Raw genomic sequence first — 321 nt, 5'->3', positions numbered from 1 at the left:
CGCGGGGGTGCGGGCCGTGGCCGAGGGCGCGGTGGGTGGTCCGGTGTGTGGGGTTGCTCGGGATGTGCCTGCTCCGGTGTTGGTGTTTCCGGGGCAGGGATCGCAGTGGGTGGGAATGGCGGTGGAGCTGTTGGAGACCTGCCCGGCGTTTGCTGAGGTGGTGGGTGAGTGTGCGGTGGTGTTGGAGGGGTTGGTGGAGTGGTCGCTTGTGGATGTTCTGCGGGACGACTCGCAGGATGGGGAGTGGTTGGGGCGGGTGGATGTGGTGCAGCCGGTGTTGTTTGTGGTGATGGTGGGGTTGGCCCGGTGGTGGGAGTCGTG

At 67.3% G+C, this 321-nt stretch carries 1 protein-coding gene; it reads left to right on the top strand.

What is annotated here, in order from left to right; all coding sequences use genetic code 11:
* Positions 1–115: 115 nt before the first annotated feature.
* On the top strand, positions 116–321 hold a 206-nt coding region (locus tag AAHZ94_RS35225; RefSeq protein ID WP_349997707.1), incomplete at its 3' end, for an acyltransferase domain-containing protein.

It is taken from the genome of Streptomyces sp. HSW2009, assembly GCF_040240285.1.
Lineage (GTDB): Bacteria > Actinomycetota > Actinomycetes > Streptomycetales > Streptomycetaceae > Streptomyces.
Note: the sequence above shows the minus strand (reverse complement) of the source record. Positions and strands in the feature narration are given on the sequence as shown.